Origin of the sequence: Pararhizobium antarcticum (assembly GCF_001885585.1) — a bacterium.
Taxonomy (GTDB): Bacteria; Pseudomonadota; Alphaproteobacteria; order Rhizobiales; family Rhizobiaceae; genus Pararhizobium; species Pararhizobium antarcticum.
Genome location: NZ_LSRP01000086.1, coordinates 1 through 19,766 on the forward strand (window position 1 = coordinate 1; position 19,766 = coordinate 19,766).

Annotated in this window: 19 protein-coding genes and 1 pseudogene; 11 read left to right on the forward strand and 9 right to left on the reverse strand. The window is 60.7% G+C overall.

Going from position 1 to position 19,766, the window contains the following annotated elements:
* Positions 1-214: 214 nt before the first annotated feature.
* Entirely contained in the window at positions 215-1,303 is a 1,089-nt protein-coding gene (locus tag AX760_RS13005; RefSeq protein WP_071833365.1) for a TraB/GumN family protein, read from the reverse strand.
* A 115-nt stretch (positions 1,304-1,418) separates the two neighbouring features.
* Positions 1,419-2,318: a tyrosine recombinase XerC gene (locus tag AX760_RS13010; RefSeq protein WP_083531179.1), complete on the reverse strand. Its 900-nt coding sequence runs from the start codon at positions 2,316-2,318 to the stop codon at positions 1,419-1,421.
* Positions 2,319-2,491: 173 nt separating this feature from the next.
* Between AX760_RS13010 and AX760_RS13015 the strand changes: the two genes are divergently transcribed.
* Entirely contained in the window at positions 2,492-3,406 is a 915-nt protein-coding gene (locus AX760_RS13015; protein WP_071833327.1) for a GNAT family N-acetyltransferase, read from the forward strand.
* A 103-nt stretch (positions 3,407-3,509) separates the two neighbouring features.
* Here AX760_RS13015 and fsa read toward each other — a convergent pair whose 3' ends face one another.
* Positions 3,510-4,163: a fructose-6-phosphate aldolase gene (fsa, locus tag AX760_RS13020; RefSeq protein WP_071833328.1), complete on the reverse strand. Its 654-nt coding sequence runs from the start codon at positions 4,161-4,163 to the stop codon at positions 3,510-3,512.
* Positions 4,164-4,244: 81 nt separating this feature from the next.
* Between fsa and AX760_RS13025 the strand changes: the two genes are divergently transcribed.
* The 7 genes from AX760_RS13025 (at position 4,245) to AX760_RS13055 (ending at position 12,410) form a co-directional block, all read left to right on the forward strand.
* Positions 4,245-6,449, forward strand: a complete 2,205-nt coding sequence (locus AX760_RS13025; RefSeq protein ID WP_071833329.1) for a primosomal protein N' — start codon at positions 4,245-4,247, stop codon at positions 6,447-6,449.
* Between the two features lie 216 nt (positions 6,450-6,665).
* On the forward strand, positions 6,666-7,052 hold the full coding sequence (locus AX760_RS13030) for an AGROH133_08824 family phage infection protein (protein ID WP_071833330.1): 387 nt from the start codon (positions 6,666-6,668) through the stop codon (positions 7,050-7,052).
* Positions 7,053-7,312: 260 nt separating this feature from the next.
* Entirely contained in the window at positions 7,313-7,879 is a 567-nt protein-coding gene (locus AX760_RS13035; protein WP_071833331.1) for a F0F1 ATP synthase subunit delta, read from the forward strand.
* A complete protein-coding gene (atpA, locus tag AX760_RS13040) occupies positions 7,879-9,408 on the forward strand; it encodes a F0F1 ATP synthase subunit alpha (RefSeq protein WP_071833332.1) in 1,530 nt (509 codons plus the stop codon). Before AX760_RS13035 ends, atpA begins: the two co-directional genes overlap by 1 nt.
* Before the next feature lie 33 nt (positions 9,409-9,441).
* The gene (locus AX760_RS13045; protein WP_071833333.1) at positions 9,442-10,326 is read left to right on the forward strand and encodes a F0F1 ATP synthase subunit gamma; all 885 of its coding nucleotides are present in this window, start codon (positions 9,442-9,444) and stop codon (positions 10,324-10,326) included.
* A 24-nt stretch (positions 10,327-10,350) separates the two neighbouring features.
* The gene (gene atpD, locus AX760_RS13050) at positions 10,351-11,874 is read left to right on the forward strand and encodes a F0F1 ATP synthase subunit beta (RefSeq protein WP_071833334.1); all 1,524 of its coding nucleotides are present in this window, start codon (positions 10,351-10,353) and stop codon (positions 11,872-11,874) included.
* A gap of 131 nt (positions 11,875-12,005) precedes the next feature.
* Entirely contained in the window at positions 12,006-12,410 is a 405-nt protein-coding gene (locus AX760_RS13055; protein WP_071833366.1) for a F0F1 ATP synthase subunit epsilon, read from the forward strand.
* A gap of 191 nt (positions 12,411-12,601) precedes the next feature.
* Here the strand turns inward: AX760_RS13055 and AX760_RS13060 are convergent, their stop codons facing one another.
* Positions 12,602-13,705 carry a saccharopine dehydrogenase family protein gene (locus AX760_RS13060; RefSeq protein ID WP_071833367.1) on the reverse strand — a complete coding sequence of 368 codons (1,104 nt, stop codon included), beginning with the start codon at positions 13,703-13,705 and terminating at the stop codon, positions 12,602-12,604.
* Positions 13,706-13,831: 126 nt separating this feature from the next.
* On the opposite strand from AX760_RS13060, the gene AX760_RS13065 reads away from it, so the two are divergent.
* The gene (locus AX760_RS13065; protein WP_071833335.1) at positions 13,832-14,263 is read left to right on the forward strand and encodes an Lrp/AsnC family transcriptional regulator; all 432 of its coding nucleotides are present in this window, start codon (positions 13,832-13,834) and stop codon (positions 14,261-14,263) included.
* 124 nt (positions 14,264-14,387) lie between these two features.
* On the opposite strand, the pseudogene AX760_RS13070 reads toward AX760_RS13065, so the two are convergent.
* Both AX760_RS13070 and AX760_RS13075 read right to left on the reverse strand, forming a co-directional pair.
* Positions 14,388-15,116: pseudogene (locus AX760_RS13070) on the reverse strand (sugar transferase); the annotation flags it as partial.
* A gap of 486 nt (positions 15,117-15,602) precedes the next feature.
* Positions 15,603-16,493: a DUF6030 family protein gene (locus AX760_RS13075; RefSeq protein ID WP_071833336.1), complete on the reverse strand. Its 891-nt coding sequence runs from the start codon at positions 16,491-16,493 to the stop codon at positions 15,603-15,605.
* 228 nt (positions 16,494-16,721) lie between these two features.
* Between AX760_RS13075 and AX760_RS27215 the strand changes: the two genes are divergently transcribed.
* Positions 16,722-16,868, forward strand: coding sequence for a hypothetical protein (locus AX760_RS27215; RefSeq protein WP_175552060.1), 147 nt, complete (start codon positions 16,722-16,724; stop codon positions 16,866-16,868).
* Positions 16,869-16,915: 47 nt separating this feature from the next.
* Here the strand turns inward: AX760_RS27215 and AX760_RS13085 are convergent, their stop codons facing one another.
* The 3 genes from AX760_RS13085 to AX760_RS27725 all read right to left on the reverse strand — a co-directional run bounded on the left by AX760_RS13085 (position 16,916) and on the right by AX760_RS27725 (position 18,652).
* On the reverse strand, positions 16,916-17,719 hold the full coding sequence (locus AX760_RS13085) for a potassium channel family protein (RefSeq protein WP_071833338.1): 804 nt from the start codon (positions 17,717-17,719) through the stop codon (positions 16,916-16,918).
* A gap of 101 nt (positions 17,720-17,820) precedes the next feature.
* Positions 17,821-18,099 (reverse strand): MBL fold metallo-hydrolase, encoded by a 279-nt coding sequence (locus tag AX760_RS27720; protein WP_245295011.1) that lies wholly within the window; start codon positions 18,097-18,099, stop codon positions 17,821-17,823.
* Positions 18,100-18,184: 85 nt separating this feature from the next.
* On the reverse strand, positions 18,185-18,652 hold the full coding sequence (locus AX760_RS27725) for an MBL fold metallo-hydrolase (RefSeq protein ID WP_245295012.1): 468 nt from the start codon (positions 18,650-18,652) through the stop codon (positions 18,185-18,187).
* Positions 18,653-18,786: 134 nt separating this feature from the next.
* Between AX760_RS27725 and AX760_RS13095 the strand changes: the two genes are divergently transcribed.
* Positions 18,787-19,668 carry a helix-turn-helix domain-containing protein gene (locus tag AX760_RS13095; protein ID WP_245295013.1) on the forward strand — a complete coding sequence of 294 codons (882 nt, stop codon included), beginning with the start codon at positions 18,787-18,789 and terminating at the stop codon, positions 19,666-19,668.
* The last annotated feature ends 98 nt before the right edge of the window (positions 19,669-19,766 follow it).

The following is a 19,766-nucleotide window of genomic DNA, read 5'->3' on the forward strand; positions in this document are numbered from 1 at the left end:
TAAGAGGACGCTCATTTTCTTCAAAATTAACCGTGATTTTGTATTTATAGTCATAGATGAAATCAAAGTATTGAAAGCTTATGATGCGTATGCACATCAGGCTCACCAGTGTTGCGGCGCCGACTAGGAAAACTTTTTTCAATCGCATTGATGCTGTCCTATTAAAGCAGCTTTCGAAAGCGTGACGGAAGAAACAGCGACGTTGCGTCGCTTCTTATTCGGCGGCTGAGATGCGGGTAACCTTAAACCCTTCCTTGCGCAAAAGTTCGATGACACCCTCTTCGCCCGGCAGGTGTAGGGCTCCGACGGCCATGAAAACATTGCCGGTGTCGAGGATCGGCCTGGCGCGTGTCGCCATCACCTCATTGCGATCGATGATGATGCGTTGCTCAAAATCGGCGTAGCCGGCATCGCTATTCGCCGATTTTTTCTCCGCGACAGCTTTCATCATCGGCATGATCATGCCGATCTCGCCCGAGAGATAGAGATCGGTCGTGGTGGACATCACGTCTTCGATGGTGTCGCCCAGCGCCAGCGTCTCGATCAGCGCCTCCAGGTGGAAGGCGATTGGCAGGGCATCCATGGCCTTCAGCTGTTCGACGAGTGTTTCGAGCCCCTTCAGCGCCTTGCCATTCTGCAGGGCGTCTTCGGCCAGCTTCTTGTCGAGAAAGGATGCGCCGGCGGCCTTGCGGCTCATTTCGCAGGCGGGCAGGGCAACAAAACTGGCAATGATCCACGGCTTCATCTTGGCGACCAGCGTTAGCGGAATGCCGCGCTGCTTCAAATCGGCGGCGAGTTTGTCTTCCTGGGTGTCGTCGAGAAAATCCTGGATCGACTTGCCGTCTGGAAACATCGTCAGGTCCGGCCGCATCATCAGGGCGGCTGCCGCCTTACGATCGTCGACGATCTCGTCGGATTCGACAATGACCGTTGCCGATTGCGCATAGGCCGTTTCTGCCCCCTCGGGCATGGCCAGCACGCGCGGATCAGTGACGTGCATGGTGCCGAGCAGGTAGGACGGGGCGATCCCCGTTTTTTCGATCTTCCAGAAGGTGCCCCTGCCGTTCGGAACCGCCGCTGCTTCCTTCTCGAGGGCTGCGAATTTGGCCGGATCCGAAAGCTTGAGCGCGTCAACGAGGTTGTTGCCGCCGCAGGACGCCTCTTGCGCCTTGGCCGGGGCGACCGAAAACAGCACGGCGATCAGGCTGGCGACCAGCGCCACATGCAGGGTGGCGATCAGCCAGAGCAGGCCGTCTCCTACCTTTCCGGCTCTTGCGCGCAGCGTCTGGGCAATCTCTCGCATCATCATTCCCGTCTCCACGGCGTATTTCGTCACGCCGACCCTAGCGTCGGAAGCTTCACAAGCCCTTTAACGAAGATGGTTAATGCCCGACCCCTTTCGACGTCAGGCGGCAGTTTCAGGCGCGGGGATGCGCCCGGTCGTAGATCTCCAGCAGCCTGGCCGAATCGACGCCGGTATAGACCTGGGTCGTTGACAGGCTGGCGTGGCCGAGCAGTTCCTGGATGGTGCGCAGGTCGCCGCCACCGGCGAGCAGATGCGTGGCAAAGGAATGCCGCAGCGCATGCGGCGTCGCCGTGTCTGGCAGTCCGAGTGCGCCGCGCAGTTTCTGCATGTCGCGCTGGATGATGGCCGGCTGCAGCTTGCCGCCGCGGGCACCGCGAAACAGCGGTTCATCGGCGGCAAGAGAATAGGGGCAGAGTTTCACATAGGCGCGCACGGCGTCGATGGCCGGAGCGATCAACGGCACGATGCGGGTCTTGCCGCCCTTGCCGTTGATCCGGAGCGCCGTCGGTGTGCCGTCGAAATCGCCGGGTGTCAGGTCGAGCGCCTCGGAGATGCGCAGGCCGCAGCCATAGAGCAAGGTCAGCACCGTCGCATTGCGGGTGGCGATCCAGGGCTCGTCGGCCAGTTGCGCTTCGGTGGTCACGACCGTCAGGGCGTCGCGGTCGCTCAGCGGTTTGGGCAGTGATTTCGGCTGCTTGGGCGAACGCACGGCCGAAGCGCCGGCGGCATTGGCCAGCCCCTTCTTTTCCAGATGGCGCAGGAAGGAACGCAGGCCGGCGAGACCGCGACCAAGGGTACGCGCACCGGCGCCATCGCGACGTCTGGCCGCGAGGAAACCGCGCAGGTCGCCGGGCCGCAGCGCGTGGATGTCGGAGAGTTTTGCCGGACCTGCAAGGTGGCCGGTGAGAAATGTCAGGAATTGCCGGCTGTCGCGCTCATAGGCTTCGACTGTCTTGCCTGACAGCCGCCGTTCCTGCGCAAGGCTGTCGAGCCAGCGTTGCCGCTCGGTCATGAGTTCGGAATTGCCGATCACCAGTAGCGCGTTCACACCATGCTCCGCAGGCTTTGAAATCTCGCCGCCACTGTGGGGTTTCGATGTTATGTTTTTGCTAACGCCATCTTGGAATCTGTCATGCTTGGATCATATTCAACTGCCATAGCAGGGCAAATGAGGCGGAAAATTTGATGGCAAGACGGGATGCGGCTACCGGTTTCGCACATTTCGCAGAAACGATCGCCCTGGTTTCGCAGGGCCAGCCGGGCCATATCGTCGATACGCTGATTGCCGAGCGTGGCCGCAAGATCGCCGCCCATCCGCTCTGGCCGATGCTGCGGCCGTTCATCTACACGCTGCTCAACTATCGCAAGGCCATCGCGTTTGCCGATCAGGTTTCCAACCTGCCGGGCTTCCAGGCGTTCGAGCATCTGAGCGGCCTGCTGTCGCTGGATGTTCGCGTGCGCTATGCCGAACGGATTCCGGACAAGGGCGGTTTCCTGCTGGTCAGCAACCATCCGACCGGCATTGCCGACGGCATTGCCGTGTTCGACCTGTTGAAGACCCGACGCCCGGACATGATGTTCTTTGCCAATCGCGATGCCGTGCGGGTCAATCCGCGCTTCGTCGAGATGGTCATTCCGGTCGAATGGCGCGAGGAACACAAGAGCAAGCTGAAGGCCCGCGAGACGTTGCAGGTGACCAACCGGGCGATCGGCGAGGCGAAGGCGACCGTGCTGTTTCCCTCAGGCCGTATTGCCTACTGGGCCGATGGCCGGCTGAACGAGCGCCCCTGGAAAACCTCGGCTGTCGGCTTTGCCCGCAAGTACAATCTGCCGATCCTGCCTGTGCACATGACGGCCCGCAATTCCGGCCTGTTCTACTGGTTTGCCAAATGGTCGACCGAACTGCGCGACATGACGGTGTTTCACGAACTGCTCAACAAGAAGGGCGACCTCTTCGATTTCACCATCGGCAATCTCATCCCGCCGGAGGCGCTGGATGGTGATCCAACGGCGGTGACCCGGGCACTCGAGCGGCATACTGTGCATGATCTGGCGCGGGACGGGGATGCGGTGTTCGGGGCATCGACGTCTGCAGCGTAAGGCCATAGGCCGGACCTGCGCTGCCGCGATAAAAGAAGCAGACAGCAAAAAGCCCAGCGATCATCTCGCCGGGCTTCGTTCATTCAGGGCTACCCAAAAATAATCAGGCGATGTTCTGGCCGGTCTTTGCCCAGTCTGCGAGGAAGGTCGCGAGGCCGGCCTCGGTCAGCGGGTGCTTGACCAGCGCCTTCAGGGTTGCCGGCGGCGCGGTGATGACGTCGGCGCCGATGAGGGCTGCTTCCTTGACGTGGTTGACCGTGCGGATCGAGGCGGCGAGGATTTCGGTCTCGTAGCCGTAATTGTCGAAGATCTGGCGGATTTCGCGGATCAGATCCATGCCGTCAAAGGCGATGTCGTCCAGGCGGCCGACGAAGGGCGATACGAAGGTCGCGCCGGCCTTGGCGGCGAGCAGGGCCTGGTTGGCCGAGAAGCACAGCGTCACATTGGTCTGGTGGCCATCCGAGGTCAGGTTCTTGCAGGCCTTGAGGCCGTCGAGGGTCAGCGGCAGCTTGATGCAGATATTGTCGGCGATCTTTGCAATGACGGCCGCTTCCTTCATGATCGTGGCGTAATCGGTGGCGGCGACTTCGGCCGAAACCGGGCCTTCGACGATGCCGCAGATTTCCTTGGTGACTTCAAGAATGTTGCGTCCGGACTTCAGGATCAGGGAAGGATTGGTGGTGACGCCGTCGACGAGACCAAGGTCATTCAGTTCCTTGATTTCGTTGACATCGGCTGTATCGACAAAAAATTTCATGGCTCTCTCCCTTGGGACGCGCGGGCTGCTTCGATGTTTCGGGGTTTTCTTTAACGCAATCCGAAGGCAAGGTCACGGGCGATGACAGAAGATTCGATCGATTTGTTCGGGGGCCTACCCGGCCGCCATGTTGTGCCCGTTCTCGTGCCGATGCCGGCGCCAAAACCCTATTCCTATGCCGTCCCGGAAGGCATGGCGGTCGAGCCCGGCTCGATCGTGCAGGTGCCGCTGGGGCCCCGACTGGTGCCGGGCGTCGTCTGGGATGGCGCGGATGACGGCGCCGTCGATCCGAAGAAACTGAAGTCCATCGCGCAGGTTTTCGACTGCCCGCCTTTGACCCGCGACATGCGCGCCTTCATCGACTGGGTAGCCGCCTATACGCTGTCTCCGCCCGGCCTTGTCGCCCGCATGGCGCTGCGGGCACCAGCGGCGTTTGATCAGGAGCCGATGATCGAGGGGCTTCGCCTGACGGAGACAAGGCCGGAGCGCCTGACGCCGGCGCGGTCGCGGGTCATTGCGGCCGCCGACAACGGTTTTGCCTGGACGCGTTCGGGCCTTGCCCATGCTGCCGGGACCTCGTCCAGTGTCATTGACGGGCTGACGGTGCAGGGCGTGTTCGAGACGATGTTCATGGCGCCGCCGCCAATCGTTGCCGTGCCGGATCCGGATTATGCCGCGCACCGCCTTGAAGGGCCGCAGAAGCAGGCGGCCGTCGATCTCCTGGACAGCGTTGCCGCCGGCGGGTTCTCGGTCTCGCTGATCGATGGCATTACCGGATCCGGCAAGACGGAGGTCTATTTCGAGGCGATTGCCGCGACGCTGAAAGCCGGCAGGCAGGTGCTGATCCTTCTGCCGGAAATCGCGCTGACGGCGAGTTTCCTCGAGCGCTTCCAGGATCGTTTCGGCTCGAAGCCTGCCGAGTGGCATTCCGATCTGGCCCCCCGGACGCGCGAAAAGGTCTGGCGGCAGGTGACCGAAGGAGGCGTCAAGGTCGTTGCCGGCGCCCGCTCCGCGCTGTTCCTACCGTTCGAGAATCTCGGCCTGATCATCGTCGACGAGGAGCATGACCCGGCCTACAAGCAGGAAGACCGGGTTTTCTATAATGCCCGTGACATGGCCGTGGTGCGGGCCCGTATCGCGGATTTTCCGGTGGTTCTGGTGTCTGCGACACCATCCGTCGAAAGCCGCGTCAATGGCGAGATGGGCCGCTACAAGCCGATCCACCTGCCGACCCGTTTTGGCGATGCGGCCCTGCCGGACCTTGGCCTGGTCGACATGCGCAAGCATCCGCCGGAGCGCGGCGGCTTCCTGTCGCCGGTGCTGCTGAAACATGTCGGGAAGGCCATCGGGCGCGGCGAGCAGGCGCTTCTGTTCCTCAATCGCCGCGGCTATGCACCCCTGACGCTCTGCCGCGTCTGCGGCCACCGCTTCCAGTGCCCGGATTGCTCGAGCTGGCTGGTCGAGCACCGGTTTCGCGGCCAGATCCAGTGCCATCAATGCGGTCATGCCGAAAAGACCCCGGAAGCCTGTCCGGAATGCGGCACCTTCGATCATCTCGTTGCCTGCGGACCGGGCGTCGAGCGCATTGCGGAAGAGGTGGAGCGGCATTTCCCCGAGGCCCGCACCATCGTCCTGTCCTCGGACCTGATGGGCGTGAAGCGGCTGCGGCTGGAGCTGGATGCCATCACCCGCGGCGAGGCCGATATCGTCGTCGGCACGCAACTGGTCGCCAAGGGGCATAATTTTCCGCTGATGACCTTTGTCGGCATCGTCGATGCCGATATCGGGCTGGCCAATGGCGATCCGCGCGCTGCCGAGCGCACCTTCCAGCTGCTGAGCCAGGTGACGGGCCGGGCCGGGCGGACCGGACTGAAAAGCCTCGGGCTGCTGCAGACCTACCAGCCGCAGCACCCGGTGATGCAGGCGATCGTCTCGGGCGATTCCGACGCGTTTTATGCGCGCGAAATCCACGAGCGGGAAAAGGCGCTTCTGCCACCATTCGGGCGGCTCGCCTCGCTGATCATTTCAGCCGACAGCCGGGCGGATGCAGAAGGCCATGCCAGGGCGATGCGGCTTGCTGCGCCGCGCGTCAAGGGCATCAGCCTGCTTGGCCCGGCCGAAGCGCCGCTTGCCCTCATTCGCGGCCGCCACCGCTTCCGGCTGCTGGTCCATGGCCGGCGCAACAGCGACATGCAGGCCTTCGTCAAGGTGATGCTGGCTGCCGGGCCGAAAGTGCGCGGCTCTGTCCAGGTGCAACTGGATATGGATCCGCAGAGTTTTCTCTAGGCGGGAGAGTGCCGATGGCGGGGCGCGGAATGTTGCCGCAGGGGCAATTGTATAAGGATGCCGCCTCTCAGCGTCCTTTCGGCGGCTTTCATCCGCAGCCGTCCGGGGCGGTCGATAATTTCGCCGACGCAGAACAAAGGCACCGCCCAGCCGATTCCCTTTCGTCGCGGGCTGCGCTAAGGCTGGAGCGACGCAGCGCAGGACCAAGAGAGCGGCATGGAATTCTATATCCCGACGGAAACAGGCGAATTGCTCGCGTTTTGCGCCGCAGCCGTCACGGCCCTGCTGGGTCTCGTCTTTCTGTTTGCGCCCGGCCTTGCCTATCGGGCGCTGGGGATCGACCTTCGGGAAGGCCGGCGCGGCGGTTATGCCGAGGCGCGCTCGACCATGGGCGGATTTCATCTTGGCATCGGTCTGGCGGCCTTGCTGCTGGCTCAGCCAATGGTCTATCTGGCGCTCGGCTCGGCCTTTGCGCTTGCGGCATTCGGGCGCATCCTCTCGATGCTGTCGGATGGCGGAAACACCGCGCTCAACTGGGCGCTGGTCAGCCTGCAGGTGGTGCTTTCCGCCCTGCCGCTGGCCTATGTTTTCGGCTTTATCTAGGGGGCGATAACCGGCTGCAGAGCCGGGCGGCGTCAGCACGAACCGCATTTTCGGCAAAATTCAGCCTAACGATGCGCAGTTATGACGCATTCATGCGGTTCGCGTGTTGCGAGTCCAGATATCCTATGCTAGACGAACCCGACTTGTGGGGGAAGCGGGCCGTCCGGCCTGGATATCCTTAAAAATATAGCAACAAATTCAACGCGTTGGGTTTACGGTTTTCCGCAGACGGCGTGATTGAATTAAAAAGAGAGAAGCTTGTGCCCGTGGCAGACACATCCCAGCTTATTTCCGGTGTTGCAGAAAGGTACGCGTCTTCGCTTTTCGATCTCGCGCTTGAAGCGGGCGCGGTTGAAAGCGTTGGGTCTGATCTGGATGCGTTCCTGCGCATGATCGACGACAGTGCCGATCTGAAGCGTCTCATCGTCAGCCCGGTCTTTTCCGCCGACGACCAGTTCAAGGCCATTTCCGCGATCATCGCGAAGGCTGGGATCTCGGGTCTGGTCGGCAATTTCCTGAAGGTCGTCGCGCGCAACCGCCGTCTGTTTGCGGTTCCCGGAATCGTCAGGTCCTACCGCGCAACCGCGGCCCGTCATCGGGGTGAAATTTCTGCCGAGGTTACCTCGGCCCATGTGCTGTCCGCAGCACAGGAAACCGAATTGAAGGCGGCGCTGAAGAGCGTCACCGGCAAAGACGTGACGGTTGCCGTCACTGTCGATCCGTCTATTCTCGGTGGTTTGATCGTCAAGGTCGGGTCCCGCCAGATTGACACTTCCCTTCGCACAAAGCTCTCGAGCCTTAAGCTTGCACTGAAAGAGGTCGGCTGATGGATATCCGCGCCGCGGAAATTTCCGCAATTCTCAAAGATCAAATCAAAAACTTTGGCCAGGAGGCAGAAGTCTCCGAGGTTGGCCAGGTGCTTTCCGTCGGTGACGGTATTGCCCGCGTCTACGGTCTGGACAATGTCCAGGCCGGCGAGATGGTCGAATTCCCGGGTGGAATTCGCGGCATGGCGCTGAACCTCGAAGCCGACAATGTCGGTGTTGTTATCTTCGGTGCCGACCGTGGCATCAAGGAAGGCGACACTGTCAAGCGGACCGGTGCCATCGTCGACGTTCCGGTCGGTCCGGAACTGCTCGGCCGCGTCGTTGACGCGCTCGGCAATCCGATCGACGGCAAGGGTCCGATCAACGCAACGCGCCGTTCGCGCGTTGACGTCAAGGCTCCGGGCATCATCCCGCGCAAGTCGGTTCATGAGCCGATGTCGACCGGCCTCAAGGCCATTGACGCTCTTATCCCGGTCGGCCGCGGCCAGCGCGAGCTGATCATTGGCGACCGCCAGACCGGTAAGACCGCCATCATCCTCGACACGATCCTCAACCAGAAGGCCATTCACGACAATGGTCCGGATGCTGAAAAGCTGTATTGCGTCTATGTCGCCATCGGCCAGAAGCGTTCGACGGTTGCCCAGTTCGTCAAGGTGCTCGAAGAACGCGGCGCCCTGAAATATTCGATCATCGTTGCGGCCACCGCATCCGATCCGGCCCCAATGCAATATCTCGCACCGTTTGCCGGCGCTGCCATGGGCGAATATTTCCGCGACAACGGCATGCACGCACTGATCGGTTATGACGACCTTTCCAAGCAGGCCGTCGCCTACCGCCAGATGTCGCTCCTGCTGCGCCGTCCTCCGGGCCGCGAAGCCTATCCGGGTGACGTCTTCTACCTGCATTCGCGTCTTCTTGAGCGCGCTGCAAAGCTCTCCGACGCCAATGGCGCTGGCTCGCTGACGGCTCTGCCTGTCATTGAAACCCAGGGCAATGACGTTTCGGCGTTCATCCCGACCAACGTGATTTCGATCACCGACGGCCAGATCTTCCTTGAAACCGACCTGTTCTACCAGGGCATTCGCCCGGCGGTGAACGTCGGTCTGTCGGTTTCCCGCGTGGGTTCGGCCGCTCAGGTCAAGGCGATGAAGCAGGTTGCCGGCTCGATCAAGGGCGAACTCGCCCAGTATCGCGAAATGGCCGCCTTTGCCCAGTTCGGTTCGGACCTTGACGCTGCGACGCAGCGCCTGCTGAACCGCGGTGCACGTCTGACCGAACTTCTGAAGCAGCCGCAGTTTTCGCCGCTGAAGACGGAAGAGCAGGTCGCCGTGATCTTTGCTGGTGTCAACGGCTATCTCGACAAGGTTCCGGTCAGCAAGATCGGCGCTTTCGAACAGGGCCTGCTTTCGTACATGCGTTCGGAAGGCAAGGACATTCTTGAAGCTATCCGCAAGGACAAGGCCATCAGCGACGACGTCAAGGGCAAGCTCAAGGCTGCCATCGACACGTTTGCGAAATCCTTCGCCTAATCGGGTTCCATTTAGGACGAGGACGGATAACGGATGCCTTCACTCAAGGATCTGAAAAACAGGATCGCCTCCGTCAAGGCGACGCAGAAGATCACCAAGGCGATGAAAATGGTCGCCGCGGCGAAGCTTCGGCGTGCGCAGGAGGCGGCCGAGGCTGCTCGGCCATATTCGCAGCGGATGAGTGCTGTTCTCTCGAACATCGCCCAGGCTGTTGGTTCTGACGACAGCGCACCGCGCCTGATGACGGGCACCGGCCGCGATCAGACCCATCTTCTGGTGGTCTGCACGGCAGAGCGTGGCCTTTGCGGCGGTTTCAATAGCCAGATCGCCCGCTTTGCCCGTGATCACGTGCGAAAGCTTCTGATCGAAGGCAAGACGGTCAAGATCATCTGCGTCGGCAAGAAGGGTTTCGATATCCTGCGTCGCGAATTCGCCTCGCTGATCATCGATCGTGTCGACCTGCGTGAAGTCAAACGAGTCGGCTTTGAAAATGCCGACCAGATTGGCAAGAAGGTCATCGGCCTGTTCGAAAAGGGCGAGTTCGATGTCTGCACGCTGTTCTACTCCGAATTCAAGTCGGTGATCAGCCAGGTTCCGACGGCCTTGCAGTTGGTGCCGGCAGCCGTTTCGACGGATGTTGCTGCGGCTGACACGGGTGCTGCGGCGATTTATGAATACGAGCCAGATGCGGGCGAGATCCTTAGCGATCTTATTCCGCGCAACATTTCGGTGCAGGTTTTCCGGGCTCTGCTCGAAAATGTTGCCGGTGAAATGGGTGCCAAGATGAGCGCGATGGACAACGCCACGCGCAATGCCGGTGATATGATCAACAAGCTGACGCTGTCCTATAACCGTCAGCGCCAGGCTCAGATCACCAAGGAACTCATTGAAATCATTTCGGGCGCGGAAGCGCTCTAAGGTTACGGAAAGAGGGTAAGAATCATGGCTAAGGCAGCTACCCCCACAGATACCGCAGCGGTCAAGAAGCCGGCTGCAACGAAGAAGGCAGCTACCGTCAAGGCACCGGTTGCTGTCATGACAGCAACCGGTGCGGTCGGCCGCGTGACGCAGGTCATCGGCGCCGTCGTCGACGTTTCGTTCGATGAAGGTCAGCTCCCGCTGATCCTCAACGCGCTCGAAACCGACAACAACGGCAACCGCCTTGTTCTCGAAGTCGCCCAGCATCTCGGCGAGAACGCCGTCCGCACGATCGCCATGGACTCGACCGAAGGTCTGGTTCGCGGTCAGCCGGTCACGGATACGGGCGCTCCGATCACCGTTCCGGTCGGTCTGGAAACGCTCGGCCGCATCATGAACGTCATCGGCGAGCCGGTTGACGAAGCTGGTCCGCTGATCACCGCCACCAAGCGTTCGATCCACCAGGAAGCACCGTCCTACGTCGAGCAGTCGACGGAAGCGCAGATCCTCGTCACCGGCATCAAGGTCGTCGACCTCCTCGCCCCTTACGCCAAGGGCGGCAAGATCGGCCTGTTCGGCGGCGCCGGCGTCGGCAAGACGGTTCTGATCATGGAACTGATCAACAACGTCGCCAAGGCGCATGGTGGTTACTCGGTGTTTGCAGGCGTCGGTGAACGCACCCGCGAAGGCAACGACCTTTACCACGAAATGATCGAATCCGGCGTGAACAAGCACGGCGGCGGCGAAGGCTCCAAGGCTGCCCTCGTTTACGGTCAGATGAACGAACCGCCAGGTGCGCGCGCTCGCGTCGCTCTGACGGGTCTGACGATCGCCGAACAGTTCCGCGACGAAGGTCAGGACGTTCTGTTCTTCGTGGACAACATTTTCCGCTTCACCCAGGCAGGTTCCGAAGTGTCGGCTCTTCTCGGCCGTATTCCTTCGGCCGTTGGTTACCAGCCGACGCTTGCCACCGACATGGGCCAGATGCAGGAACGCATCACCACGACGACCAAGGGTTCGATCACCTCGGTTCAGGCCATTTACGTGCCCGCCGACGACTTGACCGACCCGGCGCCGGCAACCTCGTTCGCCCACTTGGACGCAACGACGGTTCTGTCGCGCTCGATCGCCGAAAAGGGCATCTATCCTGCGGTTGACCCGCTCGACTCCACCTCGCGCATGCTCGACCCGATGGTTGTCGGCGAAGAGCACTACGAAGTGTCGCGTCGCGTGCAGACGACCCTGCAGCGCTACAAGTCGCTCCAGGACATCATCGCCATCCTCGGGATGGACGAACTGTCGGAAGAAGACAAGGTGGCTGTTGCCCGCGCCCGCAAGATCGAGCGTTTTCTGTCGCAGCCGTTCTTCGTCGCCGAAGTGTTCACCGGTGCCCCGGGCAAGCTGGTTGCACTCGAAGACACGATCAAGGGCTTCAAGGGCCTCGTCAACGGCGAGTATGATCACCTTCCGGAATCTGCCTTCTACATGGTCGGCTCCATCGAGGAAGCGGTCGAAAAGGCAAAGCGCCTGGCTGCCGAAGCCGCGTAATTTGACGTTGGTCATGGGCGTACCGCGCCCGTGGCCGTCAAGCGTTGCAATGAAACCTCCGTTTGTGTTGCATCGAATGGACTTATCTGCCGGCATCTTCAGGCCGGCAGCGCCAAAAGAAGCGAATGATCATGGCTGATTTCAATTTTGAACTCGTTTCTCCGGAACGCCTCCTGCTCTCGGAGCGGGTCACCGAAGTCGTAATTCCGGCCACCGATGGCGAGATGACCGTGATGGCCAATCATGCGCCGACGATGACCACGATTAAGCCGGGCATCGTTACCGTCAAGGCCGTCGATGGCACGACGGCGCGCTATGTGGTGTTCGGCGGTTTTGCCGATATCTTGCCGACGGGTTGCACGCTTCTGGCCGAATCGGCCGTACCGGTTGGTGAGCTGAGCCGCGACGTCATCGAAAAGCGGATCGAAGCCGCCCGTGCGGAGCTGGAACACAGCAGTGCGGACGAGCACAAGACTGGTATCGAGCAGTTCATCTCCGAGATGACGGCGCTCAACGGCATCGTCGTCGCCGCCTGAGCGGGACCGACCGTCTCTGACAGGAACCCGCTTCGGCGGGTTTTTTTGTGCCCGGATGCGGGCCGCGCATGGCCGGACTGTGACGCCTGCCCGGACATGGCTTTACCGCTCGAACGGAAACGCCCGGGACTGGATGATCCCGGGCGCTGCGGTGGATGGCGCTGATCTTGTTGCTGGCGTTTCCCCGCAGGTCAGCTTGCCATTTTCTCCGCGTTTGACTTCTGTGCATAGTGATGGCCAAAGCGGCTGGCGAGGAAGGCATCAAGGCCGATTTCCTCCTGCCGCACGAAACCCTTTGCAGGCAGGTCGCCATGGGCGAGCATATCGAGCACCGCGCAGATGCTGGCTGCTGTGGTGATCTGTATGGCGCTCAGCATGCGGCCCGCAATCACGCTGCTGTAGACCTTGTTGGCATAGGTTTCCTGCACGAGGCGGCCCTCGCGGCGGCCGGACACGGTGACGAAGATGATGACCACGTCCTGCGTCGTCGAGGGCAGCGCGTTTTCGAGTATGTCCTTGAGCACCTCGCGGCGATGCCGCAGGCCGAGGTCATTGAGCAGCGCCTTCATGATGGCGGCATGGCCAGGATAGCGGATGGTGCGATAGTTGAGCGTCCGTACCTTGCCCTTGAGCGTCTCGCAGAGCGTGCCGAGGCCGCCGGACGTATTGAAGGCCTCGTAGGTGACGCCATCAAGCGAGAATTCCTCGCGCTCTTCCAGGGCCGGAACCTCGATCAGCTGGCCGTCGACAATCGCCTCGCAGGGCTCGATGTATTCGTTGATGACACCGTCCGTGCTCCAGGTGAGATTATAGTTGAGCGCATTGGAGGGATATTGCGGCAGGGCGCCGACCCGCATGCGGACGCTGTCGAGCGAATCGAACCGGCTGGCAAGATCATTGGCAACGATAGAGATGAAACCGGGGGCAAGGCCACATTGCGGGATGAAGGCCGTTTCGGCCTGCGCGGCGATGGCCTTGACCCGGCGTGTCGAGTCGACGTCTTCGGTGAGATCGAGATAGTGGACGCGGGCTTCGGCGGCAGCCTCGGCAATGGCGATGGTGAGGTGGAACGGTGCTGCGCTCAGGACGGCGAATTTGCCTGTCAGAAGGCTGATCAGCATGGCTCGATTGCCAATGTCGATTTCTGCGGTGGAAATGGCGTCATGCTTTTCGATCTCGGCGAGTTGCTGGCCGCTGCGGTCGGCAACGGTCACGGCATAGTCCCCGGAATGGGCGAGCAGGCGGGCGATGGTCGAGCCGATCTTTCCGGCGCCGATGACGACTATGTGCTTCATTTTCATTCCCCTGATGTCATGACAATCCGATACCTTCCAGTATCTCCGATTTTGAGTTGATTTGAAGCGTTGATCCGCGCAATCTGAAGCATCACATTGGTCATAAAGACGGGAGACTTCGGCAAAATGACGCTGGTTGACAAGGATCGGCAGTTGCTCTCGCTTCTGAGCGAGAATGCACGCATGCCGACGGCGGAGATTGCCCGCCGGCTCGGCCTGTCGCGGACGACGGTCCAGACCAAGATCGAGCGGCTGGAACGGGATGGGGTCATTACCGGCTATGGTGTGCGACTGTCGGAGGATTTCGAGCGCGGCATCGTCCGGGCGCATCTTTTGATCACGCTGGCACCCAAGGCGCTCGGCCGCGTCACGCCAGCGCTGGCGGCGATCAGGGAGGTCCAGACCCTGCATTCGGTGAGCGGCAGCTTCGATCTGATCGCGATCGTGGCGGCGACCTCGATCAGCGAACTGGACGGGATCATCGACCGCATCGGCGATCTCGACGGTGTCGAGCGAACCCTGTCGTCAATCATCCTGTCGACCCGCATCGACCGTTAGACGACCGAAGGCGCCAAAAACAAAGGCCCGACTGTTTCCAGTCGGGCCTTGTTCAATCCTTTGATGGCGGTGCCAGGCGTTCCTGTCAGAAGCCCGTGCCACCCTTCAATTCATTCATCACCGTGCGGATGATGATCTTGAAATCGAGCAGCAGCGAAAAATTGCGGACATATTCAACGTCGCAGACGATCCGGCGGATCGCCTTCCAACGGTTTGATGTCGGTCCACGCAGACCACGGGCCTGTGCAAGGCCGGTAAGGCCCGGGCGCATCAGGTGGCGGTTTTCATAGCCCTGAACGAGATCCGCATAATTCCTGCCGGCCGCCAGCATGTCGGGAACATGCGGACGGGGACCGACAAGCGACATGTCGCCGATCAGAACATTCCAGAGCTGCGGCAGTTCATCGAGATTGGTCTTGCGCAGGAAACGACCGACGCGCGTGATGCGCGGATCATTGCTGACCGTCTGGCAGACACCACTTTCGTCTCCGAGATCGGTAAACATGGACCGGAACTTGAGAATTTCGAATGGTGTTTCGTTGAGGCCCGTTCGCAACTGGCGAAAGAAAACGGGGCCCTTGCTTTCGAGCTTGATCATGAGGGCGATGATCAAGATCACCGGGCACAGCACAAGCAGACCGCAGAATGAGCCGAAAATATCGACACCGCGCTTCATCGCCAGATGAACCGGCCGGTTGGGCGCTGCTGCGGGATTGATGTAAAAATTATTGTCGTCTGCACGCCGTCCGGTCTTCTGCAGGGCAGCAATTTGCCTTGAAGAAATCGCTCTTCCCAACCGACTGACGTCGCTTCCGATAACCGTTGATTGTTGTAGCATCATCTTCTCTGTCATTGCTTCAAATACTCCTGGCACTTTTGACAGACAACACACGGCAAAATTTTGACCGCGGGCTCAAATATTGTTCGAACAAAGTTGCCGTTTAAAACTCTTAAAACAAACGAACGGGCAACATGCAGGCTATCCTGTATGCATGCATTGTGACCGTGGTTGTATCGTCCCTGGAAATTTCTTGCGCCTCATAAGGCGATTAAGCTGTTTAATGATGTATTAAATATGATCGACTTTGACAACCGGGTAAAGGTGCTATTGTCGGTGTTGTGGTTAATTTGCAGCGGTTCAGAATGGACCAATTTTGGGCCTGTTCTCTTATGTCACAGGGGGTTGCTGCAAGGACGTCCCATAATGGTTCAAGGCTGCCCTGCGAAAACGCAGGGGCTCCGGGTGCTGGAAACGCAATCTATGCGCGAATAAATTGAATCGATTTAGGTCGATGTGCCGCGAATTGCAGCGGTTCGACAGGGTGTTTCGGCCCGGGGCCTAGCGATTCGTTTCGGACGTGTCTCTTTTCGGCAATGAAATTTCCCCGGGCACCGCGCCTTCGCCGGGAATAATGCCACCTGATAGCGGATCTGCCGCGCCATCCGGCAAAGGGAACCATTCCGAGCGATCGAAATAGCGGACCTCCAGCTTTTGCGTGCGGCGATCGGCGGCCTGGCTGGCGAGGAAATTGTAGCGGGGGACCTCGCCGAACTCTTTCTTCAACTGGATCCGGCTGCCAAAGTTGCGGATGTCGAAATTCTCAAGCGCCTCGATCTTCTCGAGAACGTCGGCGCTGTCGCCCCAACGCACTTGCCGCAGAAAGATCATCACCGCCTCGCCCCCCAGGCGCGCCACCTGTTCGCGATCTGCGGGTTGCTCGATGTTCATCTTGATCCGGAAGGAGGTAACGCGGTTTTGGTTGTCGCCCTTGATGGCAATGAAGACGGATGAGGCGATCGTCTCCTCGGCCGCAGTCTTTGGCAGGGTGTTCATGGACGAACATTCCCAGCTGTCCTTGCCGGCGCTGCTCACCGTCCAGGTCAGGTCGGCGAAGCCGCCGCTGCGCATGCGATCGCACAGGGTTTGCGGATCGCTCTGGATCAGGCGAACGAAACGCTGCTGTTCGGCGCTGAAATCCGAAAATGCGTGTGCGGGCAGGGTGATCCGCGGCGCTGGCAGACGCTCGCGCCGTTCTCCAAAGGGGGATTTCCGCTCTATCGACCGAGGTACGGAGGGTGCCACATGCGGAAACCCGACATAATCCAGCAGGGTTTTTAGATTGCGGCTGTTGTTGGCGAGAAGAACCGTTGCGAAAATCGCAGCAAAGACCGTCATCACCGCCAGCAGAAAGAAGAACTTTCCCGACCGGTTTTCCCGCTTCTGCTCCATTCCGAAATCCGAACTCCCCGCCTGCCGTCTTATCCGCCCGCCTGACGATGTTTGTACGCTGATATCAGCACCCAAACCAGAGCCAGTGGCCAGACGAGGCACAGGAGGAGCCCGAAAAGACGAAGCCAGTCCCATTCTCCGCCTGCGGCGCTTCCTTCCCGATAGGTGCTATCCAGGAAGAGCAGACCGATCAATGTATAGATCGACAGGAAAAAGGCAGGCCATGTCATGATGCAGATTTCCGCGATCGCGAGAGACGGGACTATACTCGGTACACGCTGTTTCAATGGTGCCATGCAGCTGGCCGAAGACCAGACCGGCCTGGCGATGCTGCGGCAGTGGGTCAGAACAAAATTCCACTCCCGTATCGCATGATTCGACTGCACTGCACAATCGATCCGCCCGACTGCTGCCCATGCACGTCAGTCCCCGTCATCAGGAATGTTCAGGATATGGCCGCAGGCCTTGCAGTGTACGGCGTCCGTATCATGCCGCTGCAGGGCACATTGGGGGCAGGGGTGCACGACCTTGTAGGGCCGCACCACAGCCTGGGCGAGGCGGACGAAGAGCGAAATGCCGAAGATCATGGTGATGATCGAAGTGATCTTGCCGAGCGTGCCGGGCAGCGTCACATCGCCGAAACCGGTGGTCGTCACCGTCGCCACGGTGAAGTACAGCGCATCGATGAAATTGGTGATCTTCGGTTCGCGACCATAGAAGGTCGTGTAGACGAAACCGGTGACGAGGAAGAGGAAGGTCAGCAGGTTGACGCAGGCCTGAACGACATCTTCGATCCGGCCATAACCGGCTCTCAGCAGAAGCAGCTTCAACAGCTTGCTCTGGCCAAGCACCCAGATCCGCAGGAAGCGCAGGAAAGCAAAGCTCGATAGAAGCGTCGGGAAAAGCAGGGTCGCAAGGATGATCAGGTCGACCCAGGTCATGCCCCTTGCTGCCCAGTAGCGCAGATTCGGTGCGATGATGGCACGTGCAGCGAGTTCGAAGGCGATCAGCAGGGCAATGCCGTAGTCGATGACGAGGAAGACATTACCCCGCCCGAGATGCGGGGACGCGATGAAGAACCCGATGATGGCGATATCCAGCAGCGCCATGGCGATCTGGAAGCGGATCGCGACCGGATGACTGCCAAAATACAGGGAGCGCAGGCGACGGCGAAGCCGTTTGAATGCGGTCTTCCTCTCCAGGGTATGATCCGTCGTGCTGTCCATTCTTCTCGGATAGGGCCACGGATCGACCGGGTCAAGCCGAAGACGGGCGTCGAGCGGGCCGTGTGCGCCCGCCCTTTGTCTGTTTTCCGGATCTCGGATCTTTATCTGGCGCTTTCCGGGAAGGTCGGCAGCTTGGCGATGTCCTCGGCCTCGTGTTGCACGATCAGCGTCGCATCGAGCGCCTTGGCGATCCCGGTCAGCCGTTCCATGGAGGCGAGCGTTTGTGCCCGGTCGAAGTTGAAGGTGGGCACGCCGCGATTTTCGAATTGCTCCTCGAAATGGACCACGTCGCCGGACAGGATGACCGCACCGGTTTTGGCGAGGCGAACGAGAAGGCTCGTTTCGCCGGGTGTATGGCCCGGTGTCGACAGGATGGTCACGGTGCCATCGCCGAAGACGTCGCGATCACCGGAGAGCGCGTCGACCTTCGATCCGCCGTCGAGCCAGGGCTTGATGAAGGCCGGATCAACGCCGAAGGGCAGCGGTTCGGTCTTGAACTGCGCGGAGATCGGCAGCGCCGATCATCAAGGTCGCCTGCGGGAAGCGCGCGGCCTGTCCGACATGGTCGAAGTGATTGTGGCTGATGCCGAGGCGGCCTATCTGTTCGGGCTTGACGCCGATCTCTGCCAGTTGGGTCGGAAGGTCTACGGCCAGCGTCGGCGCCAGGACGGCGGTTGGGTCCAGCTTTGCACCGAGGAGCGCTGCCGGCAATCCGGCATCCCAGAGCATGTAGTCCTGATCGTGCCGGATCAGGTAGCAGCTGTCGGTCAGTGTCCGCTTTTCGCCGGCATGATTATAGGTATCGGAAAACAGCGAGAGGTCGCGGACCTCGATCTCGCCGCAATCGAGCCGCCAGAGTTCGACATCGGCGGAATGGGCGGCGGATGTCATGAGGGCCGCGCCGGCGAAGAGGATGGATGCAATCGGGTTCATGGTCGTCTCCTTGGATGGGAGACTGCTTTTGACGCATCTTGCGCCGTGCCAAGGTTCCGGATCGATCGATTTTGAGCCCGAAACGCTCATGGAAGCGGTTTTTTCCCGGATCGTCCTGCAGTATCGTCCTTTTCATGAACATGCACGACAAGAGCACTGGCGACGCCCATCTCCGCTCCATGCTGGTGGAACGGCTGCGGCCGATGATGGCGCCGAACGGCACGGCCGGCCGCTATGCACATGGCACGCAACTGTTTTCTTATTGCACCCTGGACCACGAAAGGTTGAAAGCGATCATGTTGCCTTGTCCGCTGATCGGCATCCTCCTGCGCGGCCGAAAGGAGGTCTGGCTGGGCGATACGGTTCATCTGTTCGAGCCGGGGACGGTCTTCGTTCTGCCCGCCGGTGTGCCGATGGATGTCGTCAATATCCCCGCCGGGCCGACATCCTCGTATGAATCGCTGCTGCTGGAGATGCCGGCCCTGCCCGCCGGCATGGCGCCGCTGACGGCCGTCGAAAGGGGGGACGGTCGCGAGGGGCAAAGACAGTTCCGCATACCGCTCGATCGGGATCTCGCGGATACGCTTGTGCATGCTGCAACGGCGATTGGCAGCAATGCCCTGGGCGAAGCGGTCAAGGCCGTGCGGTTGATGGAGGTGCTGACACTGCTGCGGCCGATCCCTGCCGCCGGCCCACTGTTTTCGGTCGGCCTGCCGGGGGAAGTGGGCTGGCTGATCGGCAGCGCCCCGTCCGAACCCTGGACGGTCGAGCGGGTTGCCATGCATCTCGGGCTCGGCGCCTCGACGCTGCGCCGGCGTCTTGCGGCAGAAGGCACGTCGTTTCGCGCTATTGTGCGTTCCGAGCGGTTGCGTGCCGGCCAGAGCGCCCTGGCGTCCGGCGCGTCCAGTCTTGCCGCTGCAGAAGCGGCCGGTTATGTCTCGCGCTCACATTTCGCCCGGCGCTACCGCGAGCGTTTCGGGCAATCGCCGAGTGGCCGCCGCCCTGCTGATTCCTGATGCACGCGGGCAATCGCCCTGCAAGGCATGGCCATCAAACACATCACCCTCAAATGGCATCGCCCGGAAGGTGGAACCTTCCGAGCGATGCCTGTTGT